Genomic DNA, 16,666 nt, shown 5'->3' on the forward strand with positions numbered 1-16,666 from the left:
CATGTCCAACGCTGTCGCGGAAATCGCCGAACGACTGAAACTCCTGAGTCCGGCGGAGAAACAGGAAGTCATGCAGCTGCTGTTACAGGATATCGACGGCCCTGAACAAGATGCCGACGAAGCCTGGCGCAACGAAGTGGTGCGGCGTGTGAAGGCGATTCGCAATGGCGAGGCGGCGATCCTGGCGCTGAAGGAATGGCAGGAGTAAGCATCGTGCATGGCTGATGCTGGAATGACAAAACCGCGGCGAGCCGCGGTTTTTTTCATGGCGCCGATCGCACCGACATGACGCCGGCATGCGCACGCGAGGCACCCGGATTCAGTCCTCGGTCGGCAACATGGTCGGATTCCAGACCACTTCCCACACATGGCCATCCGGGTCCTGGAAATAGCCGGCGTAGCCGCCATAGAATGTGTCTCCCGCCGGCTTGAGGATGCGCGCGCCGGCCTCCTGCGCCTGCCGCATGACGGCATCGACCTCGTCGCGCCCGCCGACATTGTGGCCCAGTGTGAAGGCGGTCGGTGCCAGCGGCGTCCGTGGCAGGCCGGTATCGTGCGCGAGGTCGGCCTGGGCCCAGAGGGCGAGCCTCATCCCGGCCGCCAGGTCGAAGAAGGCGACCGCGCCATGCTGGAATTCGCGGCCGACGATGCCGTCGGTGGGCAGGCCGAGACCGTCCCGGTAGAAGGCGAGCGAGCGTTCGAGATCGGCGACGGCGAGGGTCAGGACCGAGATGCGGGGTTTCATCGTTTGCACTCCTGGTTGTGGAAAACTGCCAGCATAGGGATCGCGCCGGCATGGGTATTGAATGAAACGGCCAGGCGTGCGGCGCCGGGCCGCCCTGCTCAACGATCCGCCAGGCGCTGCCACTGTCCCGGCGTGTAGCCGCTCAGGCGCCGGCTTTCGCGCACCAGGTGGGCCTGGTCGGCATAACCGGCGTCCAGTGCCAGAGCGGCGAGCGCGCCGGTCGCCGTTGTCGGCGCGCGCAGGCTGCGCAGGAAGCGCTGGTAACGCAGGATACGCTCGAGCGTTCGTGGACCATAGCCGAAACTCTCGCCGAAGCGGCGGCGCAAGGTGCGCTCGCTCATGCCGAGCGCGCGCATCAGCCAGGGAAGCAGCTGCATGTGCACCGGCACGCCGCGCGCGATCATGCGGTATGCGGCCTGCATTGCCGGATCGGGCGGGGCCATGACGGTTTGCCGCGCCAGCAGGGTTTCTAGAGAGGCCGCCAGCTGGCGCGGATCGTCCTGCGCGCGTACGGCGTCGGCCAGGCGCCGCGCCTTGCGGCCCCAGAGGTCGTCGAGGGCCAGGCGCTGGCCGACCAGTTCCGCCAGCGGAACGCCCAGCCAGGCAGCGGCTGCGGCCGGCGAGAAGCGAAAGCCGATCACCGTCGTGCCGGGCGCGACGGTTTCGGTCAGGGGATCGCGGTCGGGGCCGGCGATGCGGAACGCGCCATCCATCCATTGCAAGTCGACGGTAGCGTCCGGGGTGATGACGACGGGCGGCGCGAGCGCGGGAATGCGGTGCGTCCAGACGTGGGAAAAACTGGCGCCGAGAGGCGCCGCGACGGGCCGCTTGCGAAAGCGGCCCGTGAAGTGCACGGGGACTGCCTGCGTCATCGCTGCTCCTTCCGGACCGGCCCGCCTGGCGACACCCCGGCAGGCAGATTACTTCTTGGCCGCCGTGCCTGCCGCTTTCCGGGCCGGCGCCTTCCTGGCCGCCGGTTTTGCCGCCGGTTTCGCCGCTGCCTTGGCCGGCGCCTTCTTCGCCGCCGCCTTCTTCACCGGCGCTGCCACGCCATCGGCGCCGTCAGCCCCGGCGTCACCATCGGCTGCCTTGCCCTTGGCGCCCGGCTTGGCCTTGCGTTCCTCGAACTCGAAGCTGATCTTGTTGTCCTTGCCGCGCACCAGGAAAGCCTTGAAGGCGCGCCGGGTACGCTGCGACACGAAGCCCGGCAGCAGGTCGGTCTTGCCGTCATTGAGCAGCTTGGCCATCTGTTCCGGCACGATCTCCTGCTGCAGGATGATGCGGCCGCTGCGGAAGTCGCAGGTCTTCGGCTTGGCCACGCTGTGTTCGCAAACATAGGCCAGCGGCATTTCGTACACGCCGCCGTTGCACTTCGGGCAAGGGCCGACCGGGGTCTGGCCGCTGAAGTCCACACCTTCGCCTTCTTCGCCTTCTTCATCCTGGCCGAAGTCGAACTCAAGCTTGAAGTTCTTGATCTCTTCGTCGCGCACGATGCGCAGGATGGCGGCGAACGGACGCCCCATCTTGGAGCGGAAGCCCTGCAGCGGACCGATGGTGCGGTTCTTCAGCAGTTCTTCGACTTCCTCGATCTCGAACTGGCGGCTGCCCGGCGTCTTGCTCATCGAGAATTCGCACTTGGTGCAGGCGAAGCGGCGGTAGTTTTCCTTGACCACGCCGCCGCAGTTCGGGCACGGGTTGACCAGGGTCGCGTACTCGCCGGGAATCGTGTCGTTATCGTATTCCTTGGCGCGCTTGACGATGATCTGGGTCATCTGCTGGATTTCGCGCATGAATTCCTCGCGCGAGATCTTGCCCTTCTCCATCTGCGACAGCTTGAATTCCCATTCGCCGGTCAGCTCGGGCGCCGTGAGTTCGTTCACGCCCAGGCCGCGCAGCAGGGTCATCAGCTGGAACGCCTTCGCGGTCGGCATCAGGTCGCGGCCTTCGCGCAGCAGGTATTTCTCGGTCAGCAGGCCCTCGATGATGGCGGCGCGCGTGGCCGGCGTGCCCAGGCCCTTGCCGGCCATCGCATCGCGCAGCTCGTCGGAGTCGACCAGCTTGCCTGCGCCTTCCATCGCCGACAGCAGCGTCGCTTCGTTGTAGCGCGCAGGCGGCTTGGTGACCAGGCCATTCGCCGTGACCTTGTCGGTGAGCACTTTCTCGCCCTTGGCCACCGGCACCAGGTTGACGCCATCCTTGTCGTCGCCCACGCCTTTTTCACTACCTTTGCCGTACACCGCCATCCAACCCGGGTTGGTCATGACCTTGCCCTCGGTCTTGAACTGGTGGCCCGAGACTTCGGTGTAGCGGGTCGTGACCAGGAACTCGGCGGCCGGGAAGAACACGGCCAGGAAGCGGCGCGTGACCAGGTCGTACAGTTTCTGTTCGGGCTCGCTCAGGTTCTTCGGCACCACGCCGGTCGGGATGATGGCGAAGTGGTCCGAGATCTTGGCGTTGTCGAAGATGCGCTTGTTCGGCTTGACCCAGCCACCCTTAGAGATCTGCTTGGCGAACTGGTTGTAGTTATTGGTCTCGGCCAGCGCTTCCAGGGTCGACTTCACGGTGCCGATGTAATCCTCGGGCAGGTGGCGCGAATCGGTACGCGGGTAGGTCAGCACCTTGTGCTTTTCGTACAGCGCCTGGGCCAGGCCCAGCGTGTTCTTGGCCGAGAAGCCGAAGCGGCCGTTGGCTTCGCGCTGCAGCGAGGTCAGGTCGAACAGGCCGGGCGCCATCGAGGTGGTCGGCTTGCTTTCTTCGGTGACATTGCCCTGCTTGCCGCGGCAGGCGGCCGCAATCGAGTCGGCGGCGGCCTTGCTCCACAGGCGCTCGGCGCGCTTCTCGGGGTCGTTCTCGTCCTTCTTGAACTTCTGGTCGAGCCAGCGGCCTTCGTAGACGCCGGCGGCGCACACGAACTCGGCGCGCACTTCCCAGTAGTCGCGCGGCACGAACTTCTTGATCTTCTCTTCGCGCTCGACCACGATCGACAGGGTCGGGGTCTGCACCCGGCCCACCGTCGTCAGGTAGAAGCCGCCCTCTTTCGAGTTGAAAGCGGTCATGGCGCGAGTACCATTGATGCCGATCAACCAATCGGCCTCGGAACGGCAGCGCGCGGCATCGGCCAGCGGCAGCATCTCTTCATCGGTGCGCAGGTTGTTGAAACCTTCGCGGATCGCATTGGCCGTCATCGACTGCAGCCACAGGCGCTTGACCGGCTGCTTGGCCTTGGCGTTCTGGGCGATCAGGCGGAAGATGAGTTCTCCTTCGCGGCCCGCGTCACATGCGTTGATCAGGGTGGTGACGTCCTTGCGCTTGATCAGCTTGTTCAGCACCTTAAGGCGCGATTCGGTCTTGGCGATCGGGTTCAGCGCGAAGTAAGGCGGGATCATCGGCAGGTGGGTGAAGCTCCACTTGCCGCGCTTGACATCGTGTTCTTCGGGCACCGCGATCTCGAGCAGGTGGCCGACGGCGGACGAGAGGACGTAATCGTCCGATTCGAAGTACTCATCGTGCTTGGTGAAGCCGCCCAGCGTCTTCGCGATATCGTTCGCGACCGACGGTTTCTCGGCGATGATGAGGGATTTGGTCATAGTGTTTCTCGTCGTGCTATCTATATAGTGTGGGCTTGCGCATCATACATGCTCACAGCCGGGCCGGTGAAATTCCAGCCATAGTGTCTGATTGGTAACAGCGGAATCGAAGCGGCCAATGATAAGCGGGTTATCGCGCTCCCTGCAAGTACACCTTGTGCATCGTGCCGGTGCAATGCCGGCCGCATATGGGGTCCGCGGCGCCCGGAAATGGTGAGCCAGAAAAGCAAAACGGGGCGAAAGCCCCGTCGAATGCATCGTCCAGCGTCGTGACATGCGCGGCACGCCTGGCCGCCGCCCCGCTCAATGGAGGAGGCGCGGCTCCTGCTCGTCGTCGTCGCTGAACAGGTCGTCGAACATCAGCGCATCGGGTTCCTTGCCCTGGCTCCAGAGCACCATCAGCACAATGATCTTGAGCTTGCTCAAGGCGATCGGCGATTCATCGCAGGCCAGTGCGCGCTCGATGACGATCTCGCGCTGGATCGGGCCGAGCACCCTGGCGCTTTCGAGGAAGGCGATGAAGCCGATCGCAGCGCTGCCGAGCTCGATATATTCTTCGTCCACGTAATAGCGGGTGCCGGTGGACGCGTCGATCGTTTCGGGCAAGGGCGCATCGGTGAGCCCGGTCAGCCAGTCGAGCGCTTCCGAGATTTCGATGTCGTCGAAGCCGACGGCGGACAGCTTGCGAGCCAGGGCTGCCGGCTCGGGGCAGGCGTCGGGACGGTAGTACGTCTCGTAGAGATAGACCAGGATGTCGAACATAGTGACGCTACTGTAGCAGCTAAACTTCGTGCGGCACAAGTAGAGCGCGCCTGTCACGCTGCCTCGTGGAAAAAACGTTGTATCCAAGCCTTGTTCGATCAGCCAGCTTACCAAAAACGATTAAAAACAAGAACATACAATTCGCAAACATCGTGTGACAGAGAACGTGCAGTCCATGGTTGGTGCATGAAACTGGCCCATATGGTGGACCGTCAGCGCCAGATGCGCTGCACCCGCCCGCCCGGCAATTGGGCCACCAGGCCCGCCAGTTCAAGGTCCAGCAATCGCGCGCCGAGTTCGCTGGGGTCGGAGCCCAGCCGCTCCAGCAGCGCATCGAACGCCACCGGCTCATGCCCCAGCGCGCCGAGCAGGTCGTCGTCCGCGCCGGTGTCTTCATTGGCCTGCGCCCGGGCCTCTTGCTGCCCGACCGCGGCCAGCGGTGACACCCGCATCGCCAGCAGCACTTCATCGACCGTCTCGACCAGTTGCGCACCATCGCGGATCAGGCGGTGGCAGCCCTTGGCGAGCGCCGAGTGGATGGAACCCGGCAAGGCGAACACTTCCCGCCCTTGCTCCGCCGCCATCTGGGCCGTGATCAGGGAGCCGGACTGGGCCGCCGCCTCGATCACCAGCACGCCAGCCGCCAGGCCGCTGATCACGCGGTTGCGACGCGGGAAATTGGCGGCCAGCGGCGGCGTGCCCAGCGCGTATTCGCTGACGATGCAGCCATGTTCGGCGATGCGGTGGGCGAGCAGCCGGTTGCGCGCCGGGTACACGCGGTCGAGGCCGGTACCGACCACGGCGATGGTGGCGCCTGGCCCGCGCAGTGCGCCTTCATGGGCCGCGGTATCGATGCCCAGCGCCAGCCCCGACACCACGCACAGGCCGGCGCCGGACAGCGCCGCAGCGAAGGATTCGGCGTCGACCTTGCCCTGCACGCTCGCATTGCGGCTGCCGACCACGGCCACCAGCGGCCGCGCCAGCAATTCGATGCGGCCGGCAACGTACAGCAGCAGCGGCGGATCGGGGATCTCGGCCAGCGCCGCCGGGTACAAGGGATCGTGGAAGGTGAGCAGATGATGGCCGGGCTCGGCCAGCCAGGCCAGGGTGGACTCGACCAGCGTCGTGAATGCCGGCGTGACCGGCGCACACAGGGCGTGCGCCTGGCCCGGGTTGACGTGGGCCGCCAGCGCGCCTGGCGTGGCCTGGAAGATGGCGCCGGGCGAGCCGAAGGCGGACAACAACGCGTGCGCGCTACGGCACCCAACCCCATCGGCCTGCTCCAGGCGCAGCCAGTCGGTCACGAGAGAGGTGCACGGGGCGTCGCGCTCGGCTGGCATGGTGGGGGTTCCGTGGCCTGCACGGCCTGGTTTCTAGTCTGGTGATCGCGCCACGTCGCCCACCTGCGCCGGCGCCGTCACCTGCATGACCAAGCCGTACGAGACGTTCTTGAACACGCGGAAGATGAACAGGCTGCCGTATTGCTCGTCGGGCAGTTTCAACTGTTGCCGGCCCATGCCCAGGAAACCCCGGCTTTGTGGATCGGCCACAGTCTTCCCGAGATGATAGAGCTGCAGCACGGCGCCGACATCGAGTCCGTCAACCGTGCCCCGATTGACAGTGACGACCTGGCTCTGTCCGGCGTAGGTGACACCGGAATAGATCGACATGATGCGGCCGTCGATCGCCTGCAGCGGCGCATGCGGCACGTAGTTGCGCACCGGAGTCGGCGGCGCCGGCACCAGCAGGTCGCCCACGCCCATCTCCTGCTTGGTATCGACCACCTGGAAGGTGTGCACGTCGACGCCGGGGGCGGCCGGCTTGACCAGCTTGACGGTGCCCAGGAAGGCGGCCTCGTGCGCCACTACCTTGCCGGTCTGCGGGTCCGTCAGCTGGCCGCCGGGGCGGAATACCTGGAACACCCTGCCATCGCCGATCGCGCCATGCACGTAGACGCGGTCGCCTTCTCCCAGGTAGACGCGGCCCTCTTGCGAGGCGGCGATGCGCGGCGCACCGGCCAATTCGTCGGCCTCGACTACCAGCGGCTGGGTCAGGTAAGGTTCGATCGCGCCCGCCGGAATCGCCGGCACCGCGTCGCGCGCCAGGTCGGCGCTGCGCACTTGCGGCGACAGGCGGGTCAGCGGCGGCGCATCGCGGCCGTCGCCGCCATCGCCGCCGCTGCCGGGACGCTGCAGGCTCAGGCGGCCGCGCTCGCGGTCGAACCAGATGGTCTGGCCCGGATAGATCCAGTGCGGGTTGCGGATTTCGTCGCGGTTCATGCCCCAGACCTGGGGCCAGCACCAGGGATTGCGCAAGAAGGTGCCGGAAATATCCCATAAGGTATCGCCCTTGACCACGACATGCTTGTCGGGGGCGTCGGGGCGGAAGCTGCAACTGGCGCTCGCGGCGGCGCCGACAGCCGGGCTGGCGACCTGGGCCGAAGCACCGGCAGCGCATGCGAGCAAGGCCGCGGCTGCAGTACGGGCCACGACTGTGCTAAAATTTTTCATTGAAGACGTCCGTTAAGTGCGGCGTTGAGGCCAGGCCGGGAACCGCTTCCGCCCTGGTGACGAAACCGAGCATCGCAGGCCGCATGGTCATCCTGTCCGCTGCGGCCAGGAATGATACGACGTACCGCTCCCCGCTCACGGAAGGGTTGCTGTATAGAATCAAATTCTGCACATAAATCCCTGAACTAGCAAGACAAACGAGGTCTGCGCACCGGGGCGTGTGGCGAGTTTGCGTCCCTGCCCGCAGCCTGCATTGCCTGCATGCCAATACCCCGTTCAACCTAGATAACACCACCGAAATCCGATCCGATATGGCCCTTCTCGACATTCTCCGCTATCCCGACCCGCGCCTGCACAAGGTTGCCAAGCCGGTCACCGAATTCGGTACCGAGCGCCTGCGCAAGCTGGTGGCCGACATGGCGGAAACCATGTACGACGCGCCCGGCGTCGGCCTGGCCGCCACCCAGGTGGACGTGCACGAGCGCGTGGTCACCATCGACGTGACCGAAGCGCAAGAGAAGCTGATGGTCTTCATCAACCCCGAGATCACCTGGGCCAGCGACGAGAAGCTGGTCTACGACGAAGGCTGCCTGTCGGTGCCCGGCATCTATGACGGCGTCGAGCGCCCGGCCCGGGTCAAGGTGCGCGCCTTCGACGTCGACGGCAAGGAATTCACCGTCGAAGCCGACGGCCTGCTGGCCGTGTGCATCCAGCACGAGATGGACCACCTGATGGGCAAGGTCTTCGTCGAATATCTGTCGCCGCTCAAGCGCAACCGCATCAAGGCCAAGCTGCAGAAGGAAGAGCGCGGCATGCAGCGCGACGCCGCCCAGCGCGCCGGCCGCCGTTGAACGCGGCGGCCCGCATGAAAGTCGTCTTCGCCGGCACCCCCGAGTTCGCCGCCGTCGCCCTGCGTGCCCTGCACGAGGCCGGTTTCGAGATTCCGCTGGTCCTGACCCAGCCCGACCGCCCCGCCGGGCGCGGCATGCAGTTGCAGGCGTCAAGCGTGAAGCAGTATGCGCTGGCCCACGGCATGCCGGTGGCGCAGCCGCTGTCGCTGCGCATGGATGCGAAGGATCCGGAACGCGCCGCGCAGGCAGTCGCTGCGCATGAACAGTTGCAGGCGCTCGACTACGACGTGATGGTGGTCGCGGCCTATGGCCTGATCCTGCCGCGCAGCACGCTCGACATCCGCCCCTGCATCAATATCCACGGTTCGCTGCTGCCGCGCTGGCGCGGCGCGGCGCCGATCCACCGCGCGATCGAGGTGGGCGACCTGGAAACCGGCGTAACCATCATGGAGATGGAAGAAGGGCTCGATACGGGCCCGATGCTGACCATGGAGCGCGTGCCAATCGGGCCGCAGGACACCACCGGCAGCCTGCACGACACGCTGGCCGCGCTGGGCGGACGCATGATCGTCGAGGCGCTGCGCAAGATCGAGGCAGGCAGCGTGCAGGCGACGCCGCAGCCCGAAGAAGGCGTGACTTATGCGGCCAAGATCGGCAAGGAAGAAGCGAAGCTCGATTTCAGCCTGCCGGCCGAGGCGTTGGCGCGCAAGGTGCGAGCCTTCAATCCCTTCCCGGGCGCGAATGGGCTGGTGAATGGCGTGACGGTGAAGTTCTGGTCCGCGCAGCCGGCCGACGGCAGCGGCGAACCGGGACAGGTCTTGCGCGCCGACGCGGATGGTGTCGTCATCGCCTGCGGCGAAGGTGCGCTGCGGGTGCTGGAGTTGCAAAAGCCGGGTGGCAGGCGCCTGGGGGCGGCGGAGTTCGTGAAGAGCTTTGCGCTGGCGGGCTTGAAGTTCGCCTGAGTCGCCCGCTGCACACAAGAAATCGTTTGCAAAAACCGTTCTTTTTGCCACTGGCAAAAAGAACTCCCCGCGAAGGCGGGGACCCAAGTATTTAGCGCTGCCACTCCGGTCAAAGTAAGTGGTGCATTGAGAAACTTGGGTCCCCGCCTTCGCGGGGACGACGTTTTCGAGCTAACGAAGAAAGGCGTCGCAACGACGCCATTCAGTCAATTCATTCAACCTGCGACGTACGCTGGTTGTCCATGTGCTCACGCAGCACCTGGTTGATGCGGGTCTGGTAGCCGGGGCCTGCGCCCTTGAACCATTCAAGCATATCCACATCCAGGCGGATCGTGACGATCTGTTTCACACCGTTGCTGCTGGCGACTTGTGGCTTCGACGACATTGCTGGCTCCGGGTTGCGGTCCATGGCTTGATCCCAATCCGGTTGATATTCTTTGTTCATGCGGTTATCCCATCTTTACGTTCGCCACTCGTGGAGGCGGACCTTGATTGTCGTTGCGCCATGTATCGTAAAGATTGCAGCCACCCCATCAAATGTAACGCTATGTAACGCATGCGCACTTGAATACATAACGATACATACACAGGCCCTCCGCCGGGGCGATCCGGCCGCATGACGTATAATCGTAGACCGCCCAATGTCAATCGGCCTGTCAAGCCGCATCCTGGAAAAACCGCCATCATGAACGCCCGTACGCCCGCCATCTCCCCGATCGAAACCCAGCTGCGTGAGATCCTCGCACGGCGCATCATGATCCTGGATGGCGCGATGGGCACGATCATCCAGCAGTACAAGCTCGATGAAGCGGCCTACCGCGGCGAACGCTTCGCGACGTTCGCGGCGCCCGAGGGGGCCGGCCAGCGCGAGCTGTTCGTGAAGGGGAATAACGAGCTGCTGACGCTCACCCAGCCCCACGTCATCCAGGAAATCCACGAGCGCTACCTGGCCGCCGGCGCCGACCTGGTCGAGACCAATACCTTCGGCGCCACCGGCGTGGCGCAGGAGGATTACCACATGGCGCACCTGGCCTACGAGATGAACGTCGAAGCGGCCCGGCTCGCGCGCGCCGCCTGCGACAAATACTCCACGCCGGATAAGCCGCGCTTCGTCGCCGGCGCCCTGGGCCCAACCCCGAAGACGGCCTCGATCTCGCCCGACGTCAACGACCCGGCGGCGCGCAACGTCACCTTCGACCAGCTGGTCGCTTCCTACCACGAGCAGGTGCGCGGCCTGGTCGACGGCGGCGCCGACCTGCTGCTGGTCGAGACCATCTTCGACACCCTGAACTGCAAGGCGGCGCTATTCGCGATCGACCAGTATTTCGACGAGCATCCGGAGACCCCGCGCCTGCCGCTGATGATCTCGGGCACCGTCACCGACGCCTCGGGCCGCATCCTGTCGGGCCAGACCGTGCCGGCATTCTGGAATTCGGTGCGCCATGCGAAGCCGCTGACCATCGGCCTCAATTGCGCGCTCGGGGCGGCGCTGATGCGCCCCTACGCGCAAGAGCTGTCGAACATTGCCGACACCTTCGTCTGCATCTACCCGAATGCCGGCCTGCCCAATCCGATGAGCGATACCGGCTTCGACGAGCTGCCGGCCGATACGTCCGCCCTGCTGCGCGAATTCGCCGACGCCGGCTTCATCAACATCGCCGGCGGCTGCTGCGGCACCACGCCCGAGCACATCGCGGCGATCGCGAAGATCCTCGAGACGCAGACGCCGCGCCAGGTGCCCGAAGTGCCGGTCGCGATGCGCCTGTCGGGCCTGGAGCCGTTCACCATCGACGAATCGTCGCTGTTCGTCAACGTCGGCGAGCGCACCAATGTCACCGGCTCGAAGGCGTTCGCGCGCATGATCCTGAACGAGCAGTTCGACGAGGCGCTGTCGGTCGCGCGCCAGCAGGTCGAGAACGGCGCCCAGGTCATCGACATCAATATGGACGAGGCGATGCTCGATTCGCAGGCGGCCATGACGCGCTTCCTGAACCTGATCGCCTCGGAGCCCGATATCTCGCGGGTGCCGGTGATGATCGACTCTTCCAAATGGTCGGTGATCGAGGCGGGCCTGAAATGCGTGCAGGGCAAGGCCATCGTCAACTCGATCTCGATGAAGGAAGGCGAGGAGGAATTCATCCGCCAGGCCATCCTGTGCCGCCGCTACGGCGCCGCCGTGATCGTGATGGCGTTCGACGAGCAGGGCCAGGCCGATACCTTCGCGCGCAAGGCCGAGATCTGCGGCCGCGCCTACAAGGTGCTGGTCGAGCAGGTGGGCTTCCCGCCCGAAGACATCATCTTCGATCCGAACATCTTTGCCATCGCCACCGGCATCGAGGAACACGACAACTACGCCAACGACTTCATCGAGGCCTGCGCCTGGATCCGCGCCAACCTGCCGCATGCGAAGATCTCGGGCGGCGTGTCGAACGTGTCGTTCAGCTTCCGCGGCAACGACCCGGCGCGCGAGGCGATCCACACCGTGTTCCTGTACCACGCGATCAAGGCTGGCCTCACGATGGGCATCGTCAACGCCGGCATGGTCGGCGTCTACGACGACCTCGATCCGGAGCTGCGCGAACGGGTGGAAGACGTGGTGCTGAACCGCCGCAAGGATGCGACCGAGCGCATGATCGAATTCGCCGGCACCCTGAAGGCTGGCGGCGCCAGGCAGGAACAGAACCTCGAGTGGAGGAATGGCCCGGTCGAGAAGCGCCTGGCGCACGCGCTGGTGCACGGCATCACGCAGTGGATCGTCGAAGACACCGAAGAGATGCGCCAGCAGGTATTGGCGGCGAACGGCCGCCCGATCCACGTGATCGAAGGCCCACTGATGGATGGCATGAACATCGTCGGTGACCTGTTCGGCCAGGGCAAGATGTTCCTGCCGCAGGTGGTGAAATCGGCGCGGGTGATGAAGCAGGCCGTGGCGCACCTGGTGCCGTTTATCGAAGAAGAAAAGGCGGCGGAAGAAGCCCGCACCGGCATCGTCGCCAAGCCGAAGGGCAAGATGGTGATCGCCACCGTCAAGGGCGACGTGCACGACATCGGCAAGAACATCGTCTCGGTGGTCCTGCAATGTAATAACTTCGAGATCGTGAACATGGGCGTGATGGTGCCCTGCGCCGACATTTTGGCGCGCGCCAAGGAAGAAAACGCCGACATGGTCGGCCTGTCTGGCCTGATCACGCCGTCGCTCGAGGAGATGGCCCACGTCGCGCGCGAGATGCAGCGCGACCCGTGGTTCCGCGAGCGCCAGGTGCCGCTGCTGATCGGCGGCGCCACCACCAGCCGTGCCCACACTGCGGTCAAGATCGCGCCGCACTACGACGGCCCGGTGGTCTATGTGCCGGACGCCTCGCGCTCGGTCTCGGTCGGCCAGGCGCTGGTCACCGACGACACCAAGGCCGCCTACATCATCGAACTGGCGCAAGACTACGAACGCATCCGCATCCAGCACGCCGGCAAGAAGGCGCTGCCGATGGTGACGCTCGAACAGGCGCGCGCCAACAAGGCGAAGCTCGACTTTGCGCCGGTGAAGCCCAAGTTCATCGGGCGCCGCATCTTTAAAAATGTCGACCTGGGCCTGATCGCGCGCTACATCGACTGGGGCCCGTTCTTCCAGACCTGGGACCTGGCCGGCCCCTTCCCCGCCATCCTTGACGACGAAGTGGTGGGCGAGGCCGCGACCAAGGTCTACGCCGAAGGCCAGGCCATGCTCAAGAAGATCATCGAAGGCCGCTGGCTCACCGCCAATGGCGCGATCGCCCTGCTGCCGGCCAATACGGTCAACGACGACGACATCGAGGTCTACACCGACGACGCGCGCCAGGAAGTCGCCTTCACCTATTACGGCCTGCGCCAGCAGGGCGTGCGGCCGGTCGTCGATGGCGTGCAACGGCCCAACCAGTGCCTGGCCGACTTCATCGCGCCCAAGGACAGCGGTATCCAGGACTATATCGGCATGTTCGCCGTCACCGCAGGCCTGGGCATCGAGAAGCACGAACAGCGCTTCGAGGCGGCGCATGACGACTATTCGTCGATCATGCTCAAGTCGCTGGCCGACCGCCTGGCCGAAGCCTTCGCCGAATACCTGCACGAGCGCGTGCGCACCGACCTGTGGGGCTACGTGGCGAACGAAGACCTGTCGAACGAGGCGCTGATCGCCGAGGAATACCAGGGCATCCGTCCGGCGCCGGGCTATCCGGCCTGCCCCGAGCACACGGTCAAGGCCGACGTGTTCCGCACGCTGCAGGCCGAAGAGATCGGGATGGAGCTGACCGAGTCGTATGCGATGTATCCGGGCGCGGCGGTGTCGGGCTTCTACTTCGCGCACCCGCAATCGAAGTATTTCGTGGTCGGGAAGATCGGTAACGACCAGGTCGAGGACATGGCGCAGCGGCGCGGGATGGACAAGGCCGACGTCGAGCGGCACCTGGCCCCGAACTTGTGATCAACGTCGTTCCCGCGAAGGCGGGAACCCAAGTTCGCTTGAGCTGATGATACGTTCGACGATATCGACTACTCGAAGTACTTGGGTTCCCGCCTGCGCGGGAACGACGTGCACGCGCTAACAACGTGCACGCGCTAACAACGTGCACGCGCTAACTACGTGCACGCGCTAACAACGTGCTGGCGCTAACAACGGGCTGGCGCTAACAACGTGCTGGCGCTAACAACGGGCTGGCGCTAACAACGTGCTGGCGCTAACGAGTTTTTGCGGTCAACTCAAATCGCGTACCGCACCACCTTGTCGCTCCACTCGAACGCCGACACCTCGAGCTCGGCCAGGTCGTCACCATCCATCGACAGGGTCTTGAGCCCCGCCAGCAGCTCGTCGCCCTCGTCGTCCATGCGCTCGATCGACTCGGCCAGTTTCAGCAGCTCGCCGAAGAAGCCGGCCCGCTGCAGCAAGGCCGCGCGCACTTCGTCGATCACGGGGATCTGTTCCACGATGTCCATCATCGGCATGCAGAACAGCGTGTCCATCAGCGACATCATGCCCACCGTGAAAGCGACGTCGGCGACGTTCTTCTGGCCGGGACGCAGGCGCTGGGCCAGCAGTTCCATCAGGCGCGCGCGGGTAGTGGCCAGCTGCAGCAAGGGGCTCTGGCTGTGGCCGCGCACGTCCGGTTCGGCATACAGCAGGATCTGCAGCCAGCGCTGCAGCTGGCGCCGGCCCAGCAGGCTCAAGGCCTGGCTGATCGATTCGATGCGCCGCCCGGCCCCCACCGCCGGCGTGTTCACCAGGCGCAGCAGGTTCAGGCCGATCGTCACCTCGCGTTTGACCAGGCGCTCGATCTCGGCATTGTCGGCATCCGAGGTCACCAGGTTCATCAGGTCGAGCACCGTGACCTGCGATGGCGACAGCTTGCGGCTGGCGATCACCGACGGCTTGGCGAAATAATAGCCCTGGAAGTAGTCGAAGCCGATGTCGAGGCAGGTGCGGTATTCGGCATGGTCCTCGACCTTCTCGGCCACCAGCCGCTTGCCCGTGGTGCGCAGGCGCGGCGCCAGCGACAGCAGGGTCGCGGCCGGCAGCGCGCGCACGTCCATCTTGACGTACTCGATCACCGGCAGCAGGCGCGCCAGGGCCGGCCCGTGGGCCGCCGCCTCGGCTGCGAAACGGAAGCCATGCGAACACAGCGTGCGCATGCGCGCGATGACCTCGTCGTCCGGCTCGACCGAACCGACGATGTCCAGCACCGTGCGCTCGCGCGGCAGGAAGGCGAACATATCGCTCATCAGGACGTCCTTGTCGACGTTGATGAAGGCGTGGGCGTCGCCGATCGCGCGCGGCAGGCCGAGCTGGGACGCGTGGTGGATGACGCTGGCGCTGGCCGACAGCCCGGAATCGAAATGGGCCGGGCCCTGGGCGCTACCGCGGAACAGCAGCTCATAGCCGAACAACGCCTGGTTGCGGTCCAGCACCGGCTGGCGTGCAAGGTAGAAGTTGCGCATGCGCAGGGGCTGGGTGGCCTCGTCGAGGCTGGCGGTATCGGTCATCTCGTTCTCATTCTCGCGTCAACAGGACTACTTTACCGCATCCACCGCGGTATGTGTCCTGTTGGCACCAGTATTTACTGTGGCAAGCCGTCCACGAACACCTTGAGTTCACCCGGCGCGAAATGGGTCCATTCCTCGTTCGTCGTCAGCGGCTCGGTGACGATGATCGCGACCCGATCGTTCGGCGTGGTCACCTGCGAGAAGTCGACCGACAGGTCTTCGTCCGACAGGCAGGCCGTCACGAACGGATACTTGCGCACCACGTAGCACAGCTTGGTCGAGCAATGGGTGAACAGCGCGGTACCGTCGGACAGCATCATATTGAAGGTGCCGTGGGCGGCGATGCCGGGAATGACGCGCTCGAGCAGGCCGCGCAAGGCCTCGCGGCCCGGCGCGGTGTCGCCGAATTCGCGGCGCATGCATTGCAGCAGGTAGCAGAAGGCCAGCTCGCTGTCGGTCGTGCCAACCGGGCGGAAGGCGCCGTCGAGCGTCGGTGCGAAATCCCTGAGGTCGCCGTTATGCGCGAAGACCCAGTAGCGGCCCCACAGTTCGCGCACGAAGGGATGGCAGTTTTCCAGCGCCACGTGGCCGACGGTGGCCTTGCGGATATGGGCGATGACGTTGGTGGACTTGATCGGATAGCGCTTGATCAGTTCGGCGATCGGCGAGGCGATGGCGGCCTGGTGGTCGACGAAGTGGCGTACGCCGCTGCCCTCGAAGAAGGCGATTCCCCAGCCGTCGTGGTGGGTGTCGGTACGGCCGCCGCGGTGGGCGAAGCCGGTAAAAGAGAAGACAATGTCGGTTGGGACATTGCAGTTCATTCCGAGTAGCTGGCACATGGCGCGCAGCTTACCATGCCGAAGCCGGTAAGACAGCGCCATCGCCTTGAAAGACAATGGCGCTGATGAACTTTAGTGCAGCACGACCGGCTGGCTCATGAGCGTGTCGTACGAGCCCAGGAAGTCGTCGATTTCTTCCATCGTCGGCTCGCTGGCAATCAGGTTGTTGACGTCGCGCCGGAACGATTGCGCGAGGCGGCCGCCGATGAAGGCCTCGCGCCGGCCGGCCTTGTCGACGATCTCGAAGCCGCCAAATCGCAGCGCTTCGAGTTCACGGTCGACGCCGAACTCGACGACGCTGTACTGTTCGCTGTTATAGATCATGTTCATGATGACTCCTTCGATCAGAAATTAGTGCAACCCTGCGGCATGGCGGCGTACGGCAGGCTGTTCACTTCGCTTCA

Annotated in this window: 14 protein-coding genes; 4 read left to right on the top strand and 10 right to left on the bottom strand. The window is 65.0% G+C overall.

From position 1 onward, the window contains the following. The first annotated feature begins 1 nt into the window (after position 1). Positions 2-208 (top strand): addiction module protein, encoded by a 207-nt coding sequence (locus tag Q9246_RS16715; RefSeq protein WP_306391775.1) that lies wholly within the window; start codon positions 2-4, stop codon positions 206-208. 111 nt (positions 209-319) lie between these two features. Here the strand turns inward: Q9246_RS16715 and Q9246_RS16720 are convergent, their stop codons facing one another. From Q9246_RS16720 to Q9246_RS16745, 6 genes are all read right to left on the bottom strand, one after another. Next, complete coding sequence (locus tag Q9246_RS16720; protein ID WP_306391776.1) at positions 320-745, bottom strand: VOC family protein; 426 nt, start codon at positions 743-745, stop codon at positions 320-322. A gap of 98 nt (positions 746-843) precedes the next feature. Beyond that, complete coding sequence (locus tag Q9246_RS16725) at positions 844-1,617, bottom strand: helix-turn-helix domain-containing protein (protein ID WP_306391777.1); 774 nt, start codon at positions 1,615-1,617, stop codon at positions 844-846. 48 nt (positions 1,618-1,665) lie between these two features. Continuing rightward, a complete protein-coding gene (locus tag Q9246_RS16730; RefSeq protein ID WP_306391778.1) occupies positions 1,666-4,332 on the bottom strand; it encodes a DNA topoisomerase III in 2,667 nt (888 codons plus the stop codon). 303 nt (positions 4,333-4,635) lie between these two features. After that, positions 4,636-5,094, bottom strand: coding sequence for a Smg family protein (locus tag Q9246_RS16735; RefSeq protein ID WP_306391779.1), 459 nt, complete (start codon positions 5,092-5,094; stop codon positions 4,636-4,638). Positions 5,095-5,306: 212 nt separating this feature from the next. Then, complete coding sequence (gene dprA / locus Q9246_RS16740) at positions 5,307-6,434, bottom strand: DNA-processing protein DprA (RefSeq protein WP_306391781.1); 1,128 nt, start codon at positions 6,432-6,434, stop codon at positions 5,307-5,309. Between the two features lie 33 nt (positions 6,435-6,467). Continuing rightward, positions 6,468-7,604 (bottom strand): LysM peptidoglycan-binding domain-containing protein, encoded by a 1,137-nt coding sequence (locus Q9246_RS16745; RefSeq protein WP_422802330.1) that lies wholly within the window; start codon positions 7,602-7,604, stop codon positions 6,468-6,470. 311 nt (positions 7,605-7,915) lie between these two features. On the opposite strand from Q9246_RS16745, the gene def reads away from it, so the two are divergent. Together def and fmt are read left to right on the top strand one after the other, a co-directional pair. Continuing rightward, complete coding sequence (gene def / locus Q9246_RS16750) at positions 7,916-8,455, top strand: peptide deformylase (protein WP_306391784.1); 540 nt, start codon at positions 7,916-7,918, stop codon at positions 8,453-8,455. Between the two features lie 14 nt (positions 8,456-8,469). Further along, on the top strand, positions 8,470-9,417 hold the full coding sequence (fmt, locus tag Q9246_RS16755) for a methionyl-tRNA formyltransferase (RefSeq protein WP_306391785.1): 948 nt from the start codon (positions 8,470-8,472) through the stop codon (positions 9,415-9,417). A 211-nt stretch (positions 9,418-9,628) separates the two neighbouring features. On the opposite strand, the gene Q9246_RS16760 is transcribed toward fmt, so the two are convergent. Next, on the bottom strand, positions 9,629-9,862 hold the full coding sequence (locus Q9246_RS16760) for a BrnA antitoxin family protein (RefSeq protein WP_306391786.1): 234 nt from the start codon (positions 9,860-9,862) through the stop codon (positions 9,629-9,631). Between the two features lie 240 nt (positions 9,863-10,102). Here Q9246_RS16760 and metH point away from each other — a divergent pair, with 240 nt between their 5' ends. Continuing rightward, entirely contained in the window at positions 10,103-13,870 is a 3,768-nt protein-coding gene (gene metH / locus Q9246_RS16765; RefSeq protein ID WP_306391787.1) for a methionine synthase, read from the top strand. 275 nt (positions 13,871-14,145) lie between these two features. Here metH and Q9246_RS16770 read toward each other — a convergent pair whose 3' ends face one another. From Q9246_RS16770 to Q9246_RS16780, 3 genes are all read right to left on the bottom strand, one after another. Beyond that, positions 14,146-15,423, bottom strand: a complete 1,278-nt coding sequence (locus tag Q9246_RS16770) for an EAL and HDOD domain-containing protein (protein WP_306391788.1) — start codon at positions 15,421-15,423, stop codon at positions 14,146-14,148. A 74-nt stretch (positions 15,424-15,497) separates the two neighbouring features. Beyond that, the gene (locus Q9246_RS16775) at positions 15,498-16,262 is read right to left on the bottom strand and encodes a class II glutamine amidotransferase (RefSeq protein ID WP_306391789.1); all 765 of its coding nucleotides are present in this window, start codon (positions 16,260-16,262) and stop codon (positions 15,498-15,500) included. A 72-nt stretch (positions 16,263-16,334) separates the two neighbouring features. Beyond that, complete coding sequence (locus Q9246_RS16780; protein WP_005667861.1) at positions 16,335-16,592, bottom strand: BTH_I0359 family protein; 258 nt, start codon at positions 16,590-16,592, stop codon at positions 16,335-16,337. Between the last annotated feature and the right edge of the window lie 74 nt (positions 16,593-16,666).

Origin of the sequence: Telluria beijingensis (genome assembly GCF_030770395.1) — a bacterium.
Lineage (GTDB): Bacteria > Pseudomonadota > Gammaproteobacteria > Burkholderiales > Burkholderiaceae_D > Telluria > Telluria beijingensis.